Origin of the sequence: Bacillus sp. AR13-1, assembly GCF_008042285.1 — a bacterium.
GTDB lineage: Bacteria > Bacillota > Bacilli > Bacillales > Bacillaceae_G > Bacillus_A > Bacillus_A mycoides.
This window is the reverse complement of record NZ_QNUA01000026.1, coordinates 57,120-75,420: the sequence shown is the minus strand read 5'-3', so window position 1 is coordinate 75,420 and position 18,301 is coordinate 57,120. Positions and strand designations below refer to the sequence as shown.

The following is an 18,301-nucleotide window of genomic DNA, read 5'->3' as shown; positions in this document are numbered from 1 at the left end:
TACAATTCAGTCAAATAATCTTGACCGAGTAATTTAATTTGAGGAGTTGATCATTTGAAGCCCATGTTAACACTAACTACTTATAGCCAACTAAAAGCAATAAGCGATCCACTACGTGTCGAAATGATGATGCGTCTATGCGAACGTCCTTATACAGGACAATTACTATCTGAGAAATTCGGCATTCCAAGGGCTAAAATTCATTATCATTTAAAAGAATTAGAGAAGAATGGTTTTATAGAGATTGTTTATACAGAAGAAAAGAATGGCATCGTTCAAAAGTTTTATCAATCTGTCGCTAGAGGCTTCACCCCTGCCGCGGACCTATTACCTCATTTAGAAATATTAAGCGAATCAGGTCGCCAAATCTTTTTACAAATGACGGAAAGAACGAAAAGCCATATTCTCGCTGCACCAGAAGAAGCTTTTACATTACGAAAAGTAAGCGAAGACCCAGCTGATTGGAATTACGTTTCATCCTGCTGGGAATTTGATGCTACGCCAGAACAATTTCAAGTGTGGGTGAAAAAGTTTCATGAATTAATGGCTGAATTAAACGAAATCACAAAAGACGCGGATAAAGATCCAAATAGTAAATCTTATTACATTTCTACTACTGCACTTCAAATCGACGAGCGAGCAATGCAGCGCTTTGTTAAAAAAGAAGAAAAATCATAATACGATTTTTTTTACATAAAGTGAAACTTTAATCAGTGGGGGGGTTTTGTTCATCCCCCACTGATTATTAGTTGAACCAATCGGGCTTTTACGGGCAGTTGATCCCCCCACCTAACTTCTTTGCTTCCGCTGAATTTTGAGATGGGAGTCTTACTGCCCGTTAATGCGGGATAAACGGTCAAATTTATTTTACCGAATAAATTTATTATAAAGGAGTAGATTAAATGGACATATTGAAAAACCGGAGTTTCCTCTTAATGTTTTTAGGGAGAATTTTTACAAACATAGGAGATAGCTTGTATTATGTAGCCGCGATGTGGCTCGTATACAAGCTGAGTGGTAATCCTTTTTATTCTGGATTGGCTGGTTTTCTTACGTTATTACCTTCTACACTTCAATTTCTTACCGGTCCATTCGTTGATAGATGGTCAATCAAAAACACCCTCGTCATTACACAAATTTTGCAATGCATTCTTATTTTAATCATTCCCATTACACACTACTTCGACCTACTAACAGTCCAACTACTACTCATCATCATGCCCATCGTAGCCTTTATCGAACAATTTGCCTATCCCGCACAATCGAAAGCTTTACCACTTCTACTGCATAAAACACAATTATTAAAAGGAAACTCTCTCTTTTCATTTGCTTATCAAGGCATTGACTTAATTTGTACGACTCTTTCTGGCATATTAGTAGCACTACTTGGCGCAATCACTTTATACGTAATCGACTCTTTTACATTCGCGATTACTGCCCTTTTGTTCTTTTCATTGAAAATGCCACAGCAAGCAGAAACCAATACATCACTTTCAACTAAACAATATTTCTCTGATTTAAAAGAAGGTTTTTCCATCGTCTTTCGTTCATTAATGGGCGTATTCTTAATCGGTTCAGTAGTCGCTAATTTTTCAATTGGTATGACAATGGCAATACTCCCTTCTTTCGCTGATTCTTTAGGAGGCGTGAAATCATATGGCTTCTTCTTAGCTGCTATATCAGCAGGTAGTCTCATCGGTGCATTATTCAGTTCATGGGTTGGCAAACGTAACGTTGGCCGTGTCTCTATTATTGGCTTTGCGACTGGCGCTATCTTTTGGTTTCTCTCTACGATTGTACCGTTTCAATGGCTCTCTATTATCTTATTCGGCCTAGCTTGGATTCCAATTGGTGCGACCAACATATTATTCGCGACAATTAGTCAAATTGTAATTCCAAATCAATATATCGGACGCATCAATACAGTCATAGGAAGTATGGGGAAAATTGCTATGCCGTTCGGTTCTTTAATTGGTGGATACACCGCAAATGTATTTAGTAGCCAACTCATTTTCGCGCTCGCTAGCATCGGTATTTTATTTATTTCTCTCGTATGGCTACTTCATCCGAAATTAAGGGCTTTGCCGAAAGCTGATGAAATTACAGCGGATACTTTTGAAGTTCGGTTTAAAGTAGAGCGCGGGAAAGGTACGGCTTTATAGCAGGAACAAATTTAACCCCGTTCTAAATTTGGGACGGGGTTATAATTATAATTATTTAATTTTGAATGAAAAATACTTCACTAAAAATATAACAATAGCACCAACTAAAACGTTCAATTATCGATTTGATGGCCAAGACCCCTGCATTTTCCTTAATTGAATAATTTGACCTGTATGATAAGCATCATGAAGCATAATGTCCAGTAATTTCCCCTCAAGTGAATTTTGCTCAAGCTCTTTTTCGGAAATTGCACTCAATGCCTGTCTTAAATTACGTTGGGCATTTTCACAACGTTCAACGACTTTCTTCCATTCCTTATCATCATTAGATTGATTGGTAAGATAAAAGGTTTCATCACCGTCGAGATTATGTATCCATTCACGGTCTTCCAAGTTTGCAGCAAGTCTCTCTTTGTAATAAATGAGATGATTAACGTTCTCCCAAATGGTTTTAGTTACCTCTCCATATGGTTTCCAGATAGCCTGTTCGGCTGTAAGTCCTTCTATAGCATGTTTAAACGGTGCATACCAACTCTCTTTATCGAATGTGGAATCTAGTCCGTTTAAAAACAAGTCAATTCTTTTCAAAGTAATCGCCTCCCTAAATAGTTAAAGTTTCAATAAAATCCTTATAACTCTGTAGAGATTCTACATTTTTAAATAAACTTCCTGCTAATCTTATTCCACAAACTGACCCAATTGTGAAATAGAATGACTCGCATTTTTTTAAACAACTTTTTATCACTTTACACGTAAGTGATAATATATTGACCAATTGACAAAAATAAGAAGAGGCTGTTCTAAAAACAGCCTCTTCCTTTCCATCTATTTCGGAAGCTCAACCCGAACAGTCGTCCCTTCCCCTTTCGTACTATATACCGAAACGGTTCCTTGATGCAGTTCAACAATTTTCTGCACAATTGATAACCCTAAACCGCTACCTTCTACGTTTCTCGCTCTTGCTGTATCTACTTTGTAAAAACGATCAAATATACGATCCATTTCTTCTTTTTCCATACCAATTCCGTTATCTGATATAGAGATTATAACGCTAGATTCTAATTCTTCTACAACAAATTCAACGGTTCCGCCATCGTTTGAAAACTTAATGCTATTCGTAAAAATATTACTCCATACTTGATGAAGTAAGTTTTCATCACCTTTTATGACGATGTTTGGCACATCAAACTCAACAGCGATATCTTTTTCCCGCCATTTCCATTCGAGCATAAAAATGACGTCTTTAATTTGCTTTTGTAAGTGAAACTCTTTCATTTGTAGAACTTTCTCTTCTTTATCTAATGAAGCAAGCGTAAGTAACTGTTTACATAAACTAGACATCCGCTTACTTTCACCCTCAATAATTTTCAAGTAACGTTTTCTTTCCTCTTCACTCATATTCTCCGATTGTAATGTTTTCGAAAAACCTTGTATCGAAGAAAGTGGAGATTGGAATTCATGAGAAACGTTAGAAACGAACTCTTGTCTCATTTGGTCTAATTCTTTAATGCTCTTTGTCATCTTTTGAAAATTAGTCGCTAGTGTACCAATTTCATCTTTTCGATTTTCATCTAATTCGATATCATATTCACCACTTGCAATCTTTTGAGTCGCTTTCGTAAATGTTCGAATAGGACGAACGATATAACCTGCTGCAATCGCTATAAAAATAATACTTAATAAAACGATAAACCCAAGTAATACCGCTAAGAAAATTCTCATCTCGCCAAACTGTTGCTGAATGTCAGGGCGAATGAATAAAGCGTACTGTTTATCATCGTGTTTTAGCGGTACACCGACACTATTAATTAATTCATTATCGAAAAATCCTGTAATAAAGAGGCGCGTTGGATATGTGGAAACGCCATTAAACGTTTCACCTTGCAATACTTTATGAACGGTATCATCACTAATTGTTATCTTACGAAACGCATTCCCAATACGCTTTCCATGATTTTCGTCATCTACAATATAAATTTCATACCCTAACTTCGCAATAGACTGTAAGTATGCCTCTTTATTTTCTTCACTTTGCTTTTCGTATAATGATTTTACTTCTTTAGCATACATTAAAATCTTTTCACTATTGTACGGTTTTAACTTCACTTGATAATATACGTTCGTTAATAAAAAACCGATAATACTACTAAGAAGCATAATACCGACTGTCATAAAAACAAATCTAGAATACAATGATTTCATCTTATTTCAACTCCAACTTATAACCGAGTCCGCGTACTGTCGTAATTTGAAAATCATCTGTTCGTTTTGAAAAACGATCTCTCAGTCGCTTCACATGAACGTCAACTGTTCGTTCATCTCCTTCAAAATCCATTCCCCATACTAATTCAATTAATTCTTCTCTTGAAAAGGTTCTTCCAGGATAACTAGCAAGTTGTGATAATAATTCAAATTCCTTTAATGGAAGCAAAATCGTCTGACCGTTACACTTCACTTCAAACCCTTTTCGGTCAATTATCGTCCCATGTAATGTAATAATATCAGCACTAAGCATTTGATAACGGCGCAATAGAGCTTTCATACGGAAAATTACTTCAGCTGGTTCAAATGGTTTTACAATATAATCGTCCGTACCAGAAATGAATCCTTTTTCTTTATCGACTAGCTGATCTTTTGCAGTTAATAAAATAACAGGTATATCATGATACTTCCGGATTTCTTCGCATAACGTATAGCCATCAACAAACGGCATCATAATGTCTACTATCGCAAGATGAATATTTTCTTTCTCTAAAACGCCTTGCGCTACCTTTCCATCTTCCGCTTCAAAAACTTTAAAGCCCTCTTTTTGTAAATGGTAATGCAATAACTCTCTAATATGTTTATCATCATCAGCTAATAAAATATGTATCATCTTCATTAAACCCTCTCTTGTTCATCCTTCTACATTCTTACATTAAGAAACAATTGTACTTTTTGCAAGAAAAAGAAAAACAAACTGCTATTAGTTTTTTTGAATAAGAGTTGATACATAATACGCTACAAGCCAACATTTTAAGATAAATAAAAAGAATCTATTTTGAAAAAAATTATTCAAAATAGATTCTTTCGTTTTAGTATTAAGATTATTTTAATAAAAACAATTTCTACTCTTACTAAGCTTTAGAAATATCAACAAATCCTTCTCCGAACACATCACGAACATCATGTATAGCGATGAACGCAGCCGGATCCGTAGTTTGAACAATCCGTTTTAGCTTCACTACTTCTTGCTTATTAATAACAATATAAAGAATTTCCTTCGGCGTTTTCGTGTAATAGCCATGACCTGAATACACGGTAACCCCTCTGCCCATTAAGGTAGTTACCTTCCCGGCAATTTCATTCGGGTTATCAGAAATAATCGTAATGGCTTTCTTCGGATTTAAACCTTCAATTACAAACTCCATCACTTTCGTTGCTACATATAGCATAATAATTGTTATCATCAGTTTTTCTGCACCAATGATGAAATAAGATGAAAACGCAACAATTAAATCGAAGAACAGTAAACCATAGCTAATGCTCCATCCTAAATATTTATGCGTCATCCTTGCTAAGATGGTAGTACCTGCTGTTGTTCCGCCAACGCGAATAATAAGACCAATCCCGCACCCAATAAATATTCCTCCGAAAATGGCATTTACAAGCATTTCATCCGAAGTAATCGTCCAGCCTTCTGTCAAATGAAGAAATAGCGAGTTCGTAACTACAGCGATAATCGTATAAATTGTTGTAATCTTATTTAAAAATTTATAACCGGCTATTAACAAAATCGCATTTAAAATTAAGTTAACTAAGCCTGGTGACCATTCAAATAAATAGTACGTAATAATCGTGATACCAGTTACTCCGCCTTCTCCAAACTCGTTCGGAATAACAAACAAATTCACACCTAACGCAAAAAGAAATGCACCAATAATAATAAAAATAATGTCTGTCGTTCTTTTTTTCATACAGTACCTCACTTCTTATGTAAATATTTATTCTGTCATAAACTCTCACCATTATATCGTGGAATATTCAAATCGAACAGTGGTTTATTTTTATTTTAATATAGGGTAATAAATCAACTTCATCCTACATCCACAAGTAATTAAAAAAGTAAAACAACTGTATTTATTATGTGCTACAAATAAAGTTTTGATTTCACATGCAATTCACGCTAAAAAGTGAATATGAACACTTACTCGCACAAACTTCGAATAAAAAACAAATAGGCGAAGCTATAGAATAGACTTCGCCTCAAGCGTGTGAGCACAGAGATTTATATAAATTTTTATATTCATACATTACAGAAATAAATTTACTTATCTTTCTCCATATATTCTTTAATCTTTCGTTCTTCCCACTCTTTTCCGAATATCCCAAATGGAAAAGTTGTCAAACCGTGTATAACGATACCGATTCCCCAACCTCCAAGTGGATATAAAAACCATAATTTGCTTGAATCAGAGCTTATATTTATAAAAAAAAGCATTAAGTTCACTAGTATATAGACCGTTAAATGAATGTAAAAAGCTTTTAAATTCTCCATCCTCTTTTTAGCTCGTAAATAAACCTCATCTCGCTCCATCCTTAAACACCTCTTTCATTATTGTATTTTTTAAACTCGCTCCGATTTAAACATCATATTCTAATCGAAAATCCCTTATTCTCAAAAAAACATAAAACAAAAAAGTACCCATCGAATTATCATACATATGATGATTCGATGGGTACTGCATGATACATTTGTTATTTACAAGCGTCTAATTAAGACCAAATCCAAACATCATCATTATTTTCAACGTTGCTCTTTACCTCATAAACCTTTTCAATATGATCCGTTGTGTTGTAGTTAATAGAAATTCCGCCCCAGCCTACATACTTCATATCAATTTTTACTTTCTCACCCGTATTAAATACTTGTCCTTTAGTTAAGTACACTTCAATAATAGCTTTCTTCCCATTTACTGATGGATACTGCACTACAACATATTTAGTAGAACTATCTCCTTCATCTTCCATCGTTCCTACTTTTGATACTTCCCCAATTACATAATCAGGAGAACCATCTTCTTTCATGTGCATACCTAATTTATTTGACGTATTTTCAACTGTATTTGCACTCATATATTCAGTAAAATTACGCATCATAGATCCAGTAGCTTTAACCTCATCCCCTACTTTCACATTTGAAAGGGAATCTATATATACACTTACAGGCTCCTCATATTGCTTAGATTTTACGACAATTACACCGTTATCTACTTCTACTACTCGCCCTTCTAACGTCGAGAAATTCGATTCAATAGAAGCGGCACTCGCTTTTGATAGTTCTAATCCTGGTAAATTCGTTCCTGATAATGCTGCGATCCCTAAAGCACCTGCTAAAATTATTTTTTTCATACCCATATGTAACCTCTCCATTCATGATGATTATATTTTTTGATTGGATACGACCAACCTGTAACTATTATAGTTACAGGTTATAGAAAATAGCAACCATCTTTCTTATGCAATGTTGCATACTGTAATTTTTAAATATAAATCGATTATTCCTATATTCAACACGAGTGCTAAATTCTTGAATACCAGCAGGTAAACGGATTGATAACGAAGAAATTAATGTGATGCATCATATTTTTTCAATGCTACGGTTTGTATAGTCGTAGTTAATTACATTATGTAGGAGCGGAATTAATATGTTAATGAAACCAAAAAGATTACAGCCAGGAGATATTGTGGCGACAGTAAGTTCTTCATGGGGAGGTGCTGGTGATTCTAAGCTAAGATGGCGATATGAGCAAGGAGTAAAAAGATTAGAAGACGTCTTCGGTCTTAAGGTTGTCCCAATGCCAAATAGTTTAAAAGGTAGCGAATACCTTTACAACAACCCACAAGCTCGTGCGGAAGATTTAATGACAGCATTTAAAGATACTCGTATTAAAGGAATTATTACGAATATTGGCGGTGAAGATAGCATCCGTTTACTTCCTTATATAGATTTTAATATTATACGCGAAAATCCGAAAATCTTTATGGGCTACTCTGACGATACCGTTTCACATTTGTTTTGTCATAAAGCAGGAATTCCCTCTTTTTACGGTCCAGCAATCTTAACTGATTTTGCCGAAAATGTGGAGATGGATCCATATACAATTGAAATGGTGAATCGAACTCTCTTTTCAAATGAGAATATTGGCGAGATTCAACCAGCTCATGAATGGACGAGTGAGCGTTTAGAATGGATAGAGGCGAATAAGGATCAACGGCGTACGATGCAGCAAAACAACGGATATGAGCTACTTCAAGGCTCTATCACTGTACAAGGGCGTTTAATTGGTGGTTGTATAGAAGTACTGGAATTTGCAAAAGGAACGGAACTTTGGCCTGAGAAAAAACATTGGGCGAATAGTATCCTTTTCTTTGAAACCTCTGAAGATCATCCAGAACCAAGTTATATAAAGTATTGGTTACGAAATTACGCAGCGCAAGGCATTCTGCAAAAAGCAAAAGGCATTATTTTTGGTAAACCAAAAGACGAAAAGTATTATGAAGAATATAAACAAGAAATACTGCAAGTTATGAAGGAACACAATTTAGAAGATTTGCCGATTCTTTATAATTTAAATTTCGGCCATACCGAGCCAAAGTTTATTTTACCTTACGGCGCTTTGGCAGAAATTGATTGTGAAAATGGGGCTTTCTCTATTTTAGAGAGTGGCGTGGAATAAAGTGAAACTTGAAATAAGTATAGCCATAAGTTTTATTATTATGTTTCCCTGATCCTACAGAAAGAATAGCGTATTTTTCATTTTAGGGAGTATTTTATTAGCTTGATAGCGATATGGCAGGACTCAAATAAATAAAAACACTCTTATGAGATATGACTGTGAATCGGTACTTTTTAAATGATATGGAGATTACTTATCTAATGATAAAGGGGGATTACGTGTATGGAAGTAACATTTACAGTAAGTAAATGGGATGAAAAACTAATTGATGATACTAGAAAAGATTTTCCTATTAATATTGCCCATGTTGAATATGATATTGATGGTGAATTAAAAGGAAAAGCTTTTGTTGAGTACTTATTATATTATTTAGACTCAAATATAACTGATGGTCACTTGGCTACTGCTAAAATTTCTGGATTTTTACACTTTGAAGGAATTTATAAGGGGCAACAAGGGACATTTACAGCTGTAGAGCAAGGAATATTTGATAAAGGAAATCTAGATTCCCCAGGAACAATTATTAAAGCTACCGGTAACTTAGAAAATCTGAGAGGGTCCTATAATTATCAGTTTACAGGTCAAACTAGTAAACTGATTTTAGAGTTTGAATTTTAGCAAAATACCCTATAATATAGTGGAAAGGACATTTCTTGTAATACTAGGAATGTCCTTTTTGTTGACGAGCTTATTCAACTATTCTTCTATTAGTTAAGAAAAGAACAGAGTATATTACATAACGTCTTATTATCAGTATTCAGCAATGCATAAAATTTTCGTTATGGTGGAATTAAAAATCTAAGCCCGAGAGGCATGTGCCCCCCACCTATTCATTACTTTTCCTACTAACTAAAGAATAATCCCCGAAAAACTCCCCTTCATAACTTCTTTTTTAAGTTGATTTCTACATATAAACATTGCAATAATTTTTGTGCGATGTTTTTCATCGGGTTCAAATTGTTCAATAGTTACGTCACAACGAATTGTTACTATTAATTTGTGACTTTTGATAAAATGAAAATCGCCTCTTATAGAGCGCAGTTTTACTTATATTCATTCTTATGCAAATTCTGAAGCATATTCTTCGTATGTCTTTAATGTATTAAGCAATCGAGCTGATTCAATCATGATTTCGTTCGATGAATCAGTTACACAAATGACAATAAATCGATTATCATCTCTGTCTCCAAACAAGCCTTCTGATTCAAGTTCCATTAACACATTTAACGTTTCTTTCAACAGTGTATTTACTCGTATGTTAAAGTCATCTTCGACGATATCATGATATTTCTTGATAATTTTGTTCACTTCATCAAACATTCCAAAATCGTCCCATTCGCTCCACTCAACAGCTCCGTATCTATAATAATCGTATAAAGGGTCCGACTTATTAACTTTGATTAGTCTTTCTTTATTAGCCACTGGTCCAATGCTATTGACACAATCGTCTGTTAATATGGAGTACCCATATATTGTGTCAACACCGCACCTAGTTATAAGTTCGTTATAATGACAACGAATTGCATTTTTCAACTCAACATAAAAACTTTCTTGCAGTTGCATTTTCATCGTATTTCCTCCGTTTTTTGTAGCGACCTGTCGTTACATATTTCAATCTTAACATGAAAATCAACATGAAACGTTAACTGAGCCAAAATAAGAAAAACCGAAACTATAATCATTTCGGTTTTTCCAAACTGTAGAAGTCTATATTTACTTTAGCGAATGAACAAACAACCCACTGCGCAGTTTCGGTTCAAACCACGTTGATTTTGGCGGCATAACTTCCCCTGCGTCTGCGATTGATAATAAAGCTTCCATTGATGTCGGATATAATGAAAACGCTGCTTTATACTCACCGCTCTTTACAAGGCGTTCTAATTCTTCTAATCCGCGGATTCCTCCGACAAAATCAATGCGTGAATCAGATCGTGGATCATGTATTTCAAGTACTTGGCTTAATAAATGATCTTGCAGAATAGATACATCTAAACCTTTAACGAGATCATTCGCATCAAACGTTTCCTCTTTCACAGTGAGCTTATACCACTTTTCGTTTACATACATGCCAAATGATTTTGGTTCATTTGGTTTATACGGAGAACCATTTGCTTCTTCTACATAAAAGTACTGCGTAATTTGCTTTAAAAACTGCTCGACTGATAAACCATTTAAATCTTTCACAACCCGGTTATAGTCCCAAATTGATAATTCATCATGAGGGAATAAAACAGATAGGAAGAAATTGAATTCCTCTTCTCCTGTGTAATTCGGATATTGCTCTCTTCGCATTAGCCCTACTTTTGCAGCTGATGCAGAGCGGTGATGTCCATCTGCAATGTACAAGTTAGGAATATCTTCAAATGCATTTACTAAAGTGGCAATTACTTCTTCATCTGCAATTTTCCACGCAACATGCCTAACGCCATCTTCTGCTGTAAATGTAAAGATTGGCGCATGTTCTTCTTTCCAGCTTGCAATGAAACGTTTCACTTCTTCTTTTGTACGATACGTTAAAAAAATTGGCCCCGTATTTGCGTCACACACATCTACGTGGCGAATACGATCAAGTTCTTTTTCATGACGCGTTCTTTCATGTTTTTTAATTGTATCATCTTCATACTCGTCAATCGATGTACAAACGACAAGGCCTGACTGCGTTCTTCCTTGCATCGTCAGTTCATAAATGTAAAGCGCTGGCTCCTCATCTTGAACGAACACTTCTTCTTGTATAAATTGCTTTAAATTTTCACCCGCTTTTTCATATACGCGATCATCGTACGGTGAAAGTGCCGGGTCTAAATCAATTTCTGCTTTATCAACGTGTAAGAAAGAATATGGATTCCCTTTTACAACTTCTCTTGCCTCTTCACTATTTAATACGTCATACGGTAAAGCTGCTACTTGTGCTGCTTTACCTTCTACTGGACGAATAGCACGAAACGGTCGGATTTTTGCCAAGTTTCTCTCTCCTTTACACAATCATTCGAACAGCTACAACACCTGTGATTTTGCTTATATTTTCCACAATATTCTCTTTCATTATATCATCAATTCCGTTATCAATATCAATCATTGTGTACGCCCAAGAATGTTTACTACGATTAATCATATCCGCAATATTAATATGATGTTCTGCTAAGCATCCTGTAATTTGTCCTACCATGTTCGGAACGTTTTGATGCATTATTGTAATACGTTTCTTTCCTATATACGGTAGTTCGACGTTTGGATAGTTTACTGAATTACGAATATTTCCTGTCTCTAAATATTCACGTAATTGACGTGCTGCCATGACCGCACAATTTTCTTCTGATTCAGACGTAGATGCACCAAGGTGAGGCGTTGCTGTTACATTTTTCATCTTTATCACATTTTCATTCGGGAAATCCGTTACGTAATGTGTAATAATATCTTCTTCTAACGCTTTTTGAAGAGCTGTTTCATCTACAAGTTCTCCCCTAGAGAAATTGAATAGACGCATTCCTTTTTTCATCGTCTCTATAGCGTGTTCACCAATAATCCCCTTCGTTTGGTTCGTAAGAGGAATATGAAGTGTAATATAATCACACGTTGCAAAAATTTCATCTAGGCTAAACGCTCTTTGTACTTGTGTAGAAAGACGCCATGCCGTTTCAACTGATATATACGGATCATATCCAACAACGTCCATACCTAAAGATAACGCATCATTTGCAACTAAAGCACCGATTGCGCCAAGACCGATAACCCCTAAACGTTTCCCTGCAATTTCTGATCCAACGAATTGCTTCTTCCCTGCTTCAACAAGCTGTGGTACTTCTTCTCCATCCAACTCTTTCGTCCAGCTCACTCCGTTTATAATATTACGGGAAGACATAATAAGGCTTGCGATAATAAGTTCCTTCACTGCATTCGCATTAGCCCCTGGCGTATTAAATACTACAATCCCTTTTTCCGTACAACGCTCAACAGGAATATTATTTACACCGGCACCAGCTCTTGCAATTGCCTTTAAATCTTCTGAAAACTCTTCTTGATGTAAAGAATAGCTGCGAAGTAAAATACCATCTGGATGACCTACTTTGTCTCCAATCTCATAGCGATTCCCATCAAAAATTTGCAAACCTTTTTCTGCAATTTGATTTAACGTCTGAACACGAAACATATCCCCATCTCCCTATCTATTTTCAAGCTCAAATTCCTTCATATAGTCTACTAATTCTTGTACACCTTGGGTTGGCATCGCATTGTAAACACTAGCGCGCATACCGCCGACTGAACGATGTCCCTTTAGCGTAACGAAACCGCGCTCTTTCGATTTTTGTAAAAACTGATTGTTAAGCTCTTCTGACGGTGTTGTAAACGGAATATTCATAAGTGACCGATACGTGGGATCAACTGGTGAAGTAAACAATTTAGATTCATCTAAAAAATTGTAAAGAAGTGAAGATTTCATTCTATTTTGTTCTTCAATCGCAGATACCCCGCCTTGTTCTTTCAACCACTCTAGTACAAGTTTTGCTACATAAATACTAAAGGATGGCGGTGTATTATATAGGGAGTTATTTTTACTGTAAGTTTCATAGTTTAACATCGTAGGACAAGCACTATTTGCACTGCCAATTAAATCTCTTTTTATAATTACAATCGTTAAACCCGCTGGCCCTAAATTCTTTTGCGCACCCGCATATATGAGACCAAACTTCGTAACATCATATTGTTCTGATAAAATATTTGAGGACATATCCGCAACGAGCGGCACTCTTTCTAAATGTGGAATATCCACATATTTTGTCCCCTCAATTGTATTGTTCGTTGTAATATGTACATAATCTAGTTCTTCATCATTTGGTAAATCATCCATTTTAGGAATCGTAGTAAACTTCTCTTTTTCAGAAGAAGCAATCACTTGTACTTCTCCTACTTTTCCGGCTTCTTGCAGCGCCTTTTTAGACCATGAACCTGTCAGTACGTACCCAGCTTTTTTATACGTACTCATTAAATTTAACGGTATCATAGAAAATTGTAATGACGCACCGCCCTGTAAAAATAAAACTTCATACTCATCAGGAATGTTCATTAATTCACGAAGTAAGCTACTTGCTTCATCAATAATACTTTGGAAATAAGAAGATCTATGGCTCATTTCCATAACAGACATGCCTGTCCCGTTATAATTTACAAGCTCCTTTTGCACTTTCTCTAAAACTGGCAAAGGGAGTATAGATGGTCCTGCTGAAAAATTATACACTCTCTCCATCACCCAGATAACCTCCCTATTTCTCATTTTTATTATTTTTTAAACTTTCTGAATTATAACCTATATACAATACACGGTCAATTTGTTTTCCGTTATTACGGTGCAAGACGCAATGGAATCGCTTGCATGTGCACCCTGCTTTTTATAAACACACAAAAAAGTGTTAAGTACATAATCGTACTTAACACTCTAGTAATTAAGTATAATAGCTACTTACTCGTAAAGAACCGATCGAAAATTTGATAAATAGCTGAAAGACCAAAGAGCCAATAAATAGTATCCACAAGCGCCGGCATAGAACCAAACCATTTCTCAACTACATTATAATCTAACGCCACAAACAACCAATTCAAACCGCCAAGAATCACCAAAATTACTGTAAGGTATGACAAAAATTTCATTATGATTGCCCCCTAGGTGATAAGATGGTGAAAGGCCTTTCACTAAAATATATGTAATGGATTCTAAAACTTACCTATTTTATAAAATTTATTTTCGATACCAGCCATTAATAACTGTCTCTGCTTCTTTACTATGTATTTGATATGAATGATTACTATCATTAGATCCGATAAACCAAATTGAAAAACCTTTAAAATATGGCTTCGCTTCTAATACATCTCGGTAAGCACGCCACCCGTTAAGTTGTACATCTTTTGAAAACACATTCGTAATATCTGGGTTCCACGGGCTTTGTAGTCCAAGTTCACGTGCTGGCACATTAAATCCACCAAAATAAACTGGCTTTCCAGTTGTTTTATGTAATGTCTCAAGTTGCTGAACAACATTTTGGCCCCGATTGTATACTGTCGTCGCAAATAAGCTTTGTTTTACTTCTTCGTATGATGGATTTCTTTTTCCTGAAACTTCAAACCAACTATCAATACTTACGATGTCCACCTTTTTTAAATACGGGCGATTTATTTTCTCTTTAAATTTCGCCTCAAAAGAAGGATCCCAACTTGCAGTTAACCACCAATTCATTTGATACAAAACATTTCCTTTATACTGCTGGCGAACAAAATTAATCGTATCATTCCAATATCCTTCTGCATATTCCATATTCACGAAATTAGAAGCGATTTTCAGCCCATAAATATTGTACTTACTTGTAATGGAATTAAAAATATCTTGTAAAACAACCGTTTTCCAATTCCAGAAGAAATCGTTAATATTACTAGGGTTCCACTCTGTTTCTCCAATATTTCCTTGCTGAATAAACGGAAACGGCTCCAAAATAACTTGTATATTACGCTTTAATAATTCTTGAATTAAAATAATAGCTTGTTTCTTTTGCGCCTGATTAATTACCATATTAGCCGAATTCACATCCGGAATATCTACTTGAATAGGTACATTCACCGTATTTAAATTCAAGCGCTCTACATCTGCTAACACTTTCGCTACATTGCCTACTTCCCATACCGTTACGTTTCCTGATTTTATTTTTCCAGATTGAACAGTATTTACATCCGCCTGTATATTTCCCTGGAAACAAAAAGAAAACAACATGATACACACTCCTAAAAAACTTATTAAACTCTTATTTTTTTTCATAACTTTCCCCCATAATTTTTGGCTTTCTTGATTATTTTATACAATATTTCACATATATTCCAGAAAAAATTAAATACATTTCCATTAATAAAAGTGGTATCCATATAATCCCCCTAAAAATAGTAAGGTAAATAAAAAAAGAGACCCCTACTTAAAGTAAGAGTCTCTTCTAACATTATCGCGGCTGTAAATTTAACACTTTCCCCTCTATTCCATCCGTATTCAGTGTAGTCGTATGATACTCACCATTTACCCAATCATCTATTTGATCATGATACCAATCGCTTCTAAAGTTTCCTGATTGTCCTGGCCCTACGATATGATAACCGTTTGACATATCTTTAGTATCAATCACGAATCGCCAAGAAGCTCCGTGATTTACAATACCGTTATCTCCATAACTCGCAGCTTGAACGGTAACTTGGCTTCCGCCAATTGGAACTGGTTTCTCACGATTAAATGCAAGTAATGCTAACATACTAGATGATCTCGAAATTGGATGTGTAAAAGCAAGTTGATGGTAATCGCCCCACTTCCACTCCGCAACATCGGGCCCATATTCCTTCTGTAATTTTTTCATTACATTCTCGTACGATGTATGCACAACTTTCGTGAACCCTCCGTACTTCGTAAACCAAGCGCTATTTTCTCCTGCTACTTCTTTTCGAATCAATTCATCAACAACTTGTGACTTCCCTTCAAATAACTCCATCACATCTTTCGGTATTTCTTTTGAAAATAAAGTATTCGAAATCTCTTTCATTAACAAATGGAATATTAATGGTGCCGCTTCATCTTTACTATCGTAAAAATTCCACTTTGTTAATTGTTTTACGCCTTCTTTCTCTACTTCATTTAAAGATGCTTTATTTAACTCTTTTAAAAATATAGGAGCAAATTCTTTCCCATATAAATTTTTTTGATCCATCTGTAACTCTTCTAAATCTTTCACCGTATACTTTTCCTTCTCTTGCAAAAACTCTTGAATACGCATTTGCCTGTACGGTTGCGCCCACGTATTACTAATATGGTACGGATAATTATCATCAACAATTTTATTATTTGCAGTTGAAATAAACCCTTGTTTTGGATTTATTACTTTCGGTAGCTGATCAAACGGAATATACCCTTCCCATTCATATTCATCTGTCCATCCTGGCACTGGCAAACTACCATCACCTTTTTTACGTATTGGTATATTTCCATTCGCTTTGTAAGCAATGGTTCCGTCATTTGATGCAAACACAAAGTTTTGAGTTGGTGTATGAAAATCTTGAAGAGCAGTTTCAAACTCATTCCAGTCTTTCGCTTTATTCATATTTAATACAGCCTTTAATTCAGCTGATGGCTCTAAAGCAGTCCATTTCAAAGCGAATACTGTTTTCGTTTTCTCTTTCCCTTTATCTGCAAACTCTGAAATGACTGGACCATGCCTCGTAACCGTCACGTTATACGGAATTGTTTTCCCGCCTTTTACTTTAATAGATTCATCAACAACTGTAGCTTTTTCCCATTTATCGTTATACAGAAATTCATTTTCATTAGTAGGATTTCTCTTTTCAATATATAAATCTTGCACATCAGGACCTGTATTCGTAACGCCCCATGCTATTTTGTCATTGTGGCCTAATATAACACCTGGCACTCCCGCGAAAATAACGCCACTCACATGTAAGTCTTTCATTTCAAGTTTCGATTGATACCATATGGAAGGTGTCGCAAGAGATAAATGAGGATCATCCGCTAAAATCGGCTTACCAGACGCACTCTTCTCACCGCTTATCACCCAGTTATTACTACCATTAAACTCTGGTGGAATGACCGTTTTTGCAAAACTTTGTGCTACATCCACATTTGTATTTTTCAGTTCAGCTAGCAATCTAGGTGCATCTTTCGGATATGTAGGAAATAGCTCATTTGCTTGCTCTTTCGAAAGATTTTTCAGCGCCCAATATCGAAACGCCTGTCCGTGCCAATGTCCTCCTAAATCAAACGCCATATACTTTCCAATCGTCAAAGAATCCACGATTGACCATTCAGCAGGCTCATAGCCTAATAAAGTAAACTCAACCGGCAATCTCTTTTCCTCTTTTGCCTCACGTATAAAAGCGTTCACTCCATCAGCAAATGACTGCAGGGCATATTTCGCTTCTCCGTCATATTGACTAACAGACGCTTTTGCTGCTCGCCGTAAACCGAGCGTTCGAAACAACTTATCTCGATCAACAGCTGCTTCTCCAACAACTTCACTTAACATTCCAGAAGCTTGCCTTCTACTTAAATCCATTTGGAACAAACGATCTTGCGCTTGTACATACCCTTGCGAGAAATATAAATCATGCGCATTTTCTGCTTTAATATGCGGTACACCTTTACCATCCCGCTTCACCGTAACAGCATGTTGTATATCCTCTAGCTTTATCGTTCCATCTATCTTTGGCATAGATCTCAGCGTATATATGTTCAAAAAAATCATAGCGCAAATAAACAAAAAAAGAACGATACTACTAGACCAAATAAAAATTCTTTTTCCCCTATTTCGTTTCTTTTTTATGACGACTTCCATACAATCCCTCCTCTCTCAATCTATTCGCTTCTATTGTGAAAGAACCTTTTAGAAA

General features: G+C 35.6%; 17 protein-coding genes and 1 pseudogene. 4 read left to right on the top strand and 14 right to left on the bottom strand.

Features of this window, described 5'->3' with window-relative positions; all coding sequences use genetic code 11:
• Window positions 1-54: 54 nt before the first annotated feature.
• On the top strand, window positions 55-678 hold the full coding sequence (locus DN408_RS20065; RefSeq protein WP_078203565.1) for an ArsR/SmtB family transcription factor: 624 nt from the start codon (window positions 55-57) through the stop codon (window positions 676-678).
• 224 nt (window positions 679-902) lie between these two features.
• Window positions 903-2,162, top strand: coding sequence for an MFS transporter (locus DN408_RS20060; protein ID WP_078203566.1), 1,260 nt, complete (start codon window positions 903-905; stop codon window positions 2,160-2,162).
• A 117-nt stretch (window positions 2,163-2,279) separates the two neighbouring features.
• On the opposite strand, the gene DN408_RS20055 is transcribed toward DN408_RS20060, so the two are convergent.
• The 6 genes from DN408_RS20055 to DN408_RS20030 all read right to left on the bottom strand — a co-directional run bounded on the left by DN408_RS20055 (window position 2,280) and on the right by DN408_RS20030 (window position 7,559).
• Window positions 2,280-2,750 (bottom strand): DinB family protein, encoded by a 471-nt coding sequence (locus DN408_RS20055; RefSeq protein ID WP_147740319.1) that lies wholly within the window; start codon window positions 2,748-2,750, stop codon window positions 2,280-2,282.
• Between the two features lie 237 nt (window positions 2,751-2,987).
• Entirely contained in the window at window positions 2,988-4,364 is a 1,377-nt protein-coding gene (locus DN408_RS20050; RefSeq protein WP_002185432.1) for a sensor histidine kinase, read from the bottom strand.
• A gap of 1 nt (window position 4,365) precedes the next feature.
• A complete protein-coding gene (locus DN408_RS20045) occupies window positions 4,366-5,043 on the bottom strand; it encodes a response regulator transcription factor (RefSeq protein ID WP_002013739.1) in 678 nt (225 codons plus the stop codon).
• A 235-nt stretch (window positions 5,044-5,278) separates the two neighbouring features.
• Complete coding sequence (locus tag DN408_RS20040) at window positions 5,279-6,118, bottom strand: YitT family protein (protein WP_003190353.1); 840 nt, start codon at window positions 6,116-6,118, stop codon at window positions 5,279-5,281.
• A 350-nt stretch (window positions 6,119-6,468) separates the two neighbouring features.
• Window positions 6,469-6,738 (bottom strand): 2TM domain-containing protein, encoded by a 270-nt coding sequence (locus tag DN408_RS20035; protein WP_002128109.1) that lies wholly within the window; start codon window positions 6,736-6,738, stop codon window positions 6,469-6,471.
• Between the two features lie 179 nt (window positions 6,739-6,917).
• Entirely contained in the window at window positions 6,918-7,559 is a 642-nt protein-coding gene (locus DN408_RS20030; RefSeq protein ID WP_002128110.1) for a F0F1 ATP synthase subunit alpha, read from the bottom strand.
• Between the two features lie 290 nt (window positions 7,560-7,849).
• On the opposite strand from DN408_RS20030, the gene DN408_RS20025 reads away from it, so the two are divergent.
• Both DN408_RS20025 and DN408_RS20020 read left to right on the top strand, forming a co-directional pair.
• Window positions 7,850-8,881 carry a S66 family peptidase gene (locus DN408_RS20025; RefSeq protein WP_147740318.1) on the top strand — a complete coding sequence of 344 codons (1,032 nt, stop codon included), beginning with the start codon at window positions 7,850-7,852 and terminating at the stop codon, window positions 8,879-8,881.
• Between the two features lie 222 nt (window positions 8,882-9,103).
• The gene (locus tag DN408_RS20020) at window positions 9,104-9,499 is read left to right on the top strand and encodes a DUF3224 domain-containing protein (protein WP_002128116.1); all 396 of its coding nucleotides are present in this window, start codon (window positions 9,104-9,106) and stop codon (window positions 9,497-9,499) included.
• Window positions 9,500-9,730: 231 nt separating this feature from the next.
• Here the strand turns inward: DN408_RS20020 and DN408_RS32125 are convergent.
• The 8 genes and pseudogenes from DN408_RS32125 to DN408_RS19980 form a co-directional block, all read right to left on the bottom strand.
• Window positions 9,731-9,871, bottom strand: a pseudogene (locus DN408_RS32125) (enoyl-CoA hydratase); the annotation flags it as partial.
• A gap of 69 nt (window positions 9,872-9,940) precedes the next feature.
• A complete protein-coding gene (locus tag DN408_RS20015) occupies window positions 9,941-10,450 on the bottom strand; it encodes a DUF4303 domain-containing protein (RefSeq protein WP_033730804.1) in 510 nt (169 codons plus the stop codon).
• 144 nt (window positions 10,451-10,594) lie between these two features.
• Window positions 10,595-11,842: a DUF1015 domain-containing protein gene (locus DN408_RS20010; RefSeq protein ID WP_033730805.1), complete on the bottom strand. Its 1,248-nt coding sequence runs from the start codon at window positions 11,840-11,842 to the stop codon at window positions 10,595-10,597.
• Window positions 11,843-11,855: 13 nt separating this feature from the next.
• Complete coding sequence (locus DN408_RS20005) at window positions 11,856-13,028, bottom strand: 3-phosphoglycerate dehydrogenase family protein (protein ID WP_002185427.1); 1,173 nt, start codon at window positions 13,026-13,028, stop codon at window positions 11,856-11,858.
• 12 nt (window positions 13,029-13,040) lie between these two features.
• Window positions 13,041-14,123 (bottom strand): 3-phosphoserine/phosphohydroxythreonine transaminase, encoded by a 1,083-nt coding sequence (gene serC, locus DN408_RS20000; protein ID WP_002128120.1) that lies wholly within the window; start codon window positions 14,121-14,123, stop codon window positions 13,041-13,043.
• A gap of 209 nt (window positions 14,124-14,332) precedes the next feature.
• Complete coding sequence (locus tag DN408_RS19995; RefSeq protein ID WP_002084566.1) at window positions 14,333-14,524, bottom strand: DUF378 domain-containing protein; 192 nt, start codon at window positions 14,522-14,524, stop codon at window positions 14,333-14,335.
• A gap of 88 nt (window positions 14,525-14,612) precedes the next feature.
• The gene (locus DN408_RS19990; RefSeq protein ID WP_002165418.1) at window positions 14,613-15,680 is read right to left on the bottom strand and encodes a glycoside hydrolase family 113; all 1,068 of its coding nucleotides are present in this window, start codon (window positions 15,678-15,680) and stop codon (window positions 14,613-14,615) included.
• A gap of 175 nt (window positions 15,681-15,855) precedes the next feature.
• Window positions 15,856-18,246, bottom strand: a complete 2,391-nt coding sequence (locus DN408_RS19980; protein ID WP_033730806.1) for a penicillin acylase family protein — start codon at window positions 18,244-18,246, stop codon at window positions 15,856-15,858.
• Window positions 18,247-18,301: the final 55 nt, after the last annotated feature.